Origin of the sequence: Rhizobium sp. CBN3 (assembly GCF_030518245.1) — a bacterium.
Lineage (GTDB): Bacteria > Pseudomonadota > Alphaproteobacteria > Rhizobiales > Rhizobiaceae > Rhizobium > Rhizobium aethiopicum_A.
Genome location: NZ_JAULSE010000118.1, coordinates 1 through 204 on the forward strand (window position 1 = coordinate 1; position 204 = coordinate 204).

At 62.7% G+C, this 204-nt stretch carries 1 protein-coding gene; it reads left to right on the forward strand.

Features of this window, described 5'->3' with window-relative positions; all coding sequences use genetic code 11:
* On the forward strand, positions 1–204 hold a 204-nt coding region (locus tag QWJ46_RS31210), incomplete at both ends, for a hypothetical protein (protein WP_302756407.1).

Consider the following 204-nt stretch of genomic DNA (forward strand, 5'->3'; position numbering starts at 1 on the left):
TTCAAGCGGCTTCGGCAGTACCAGCAAGTCGTTGAGGCGAACGCAGCGTCGGGGTTGTCCCCTGAGCAGGCAAGTGGCCGGGAACCGGCCGGTCTGGACGGCCGTTCGGATCCACGTGCCGAGTTCAGATCAACTTCGCCGCTGCAGCAGGTTGATCCATCGATCGAAGGCCGCAGCGGATTGTCGCTCGACCATACCGAATGG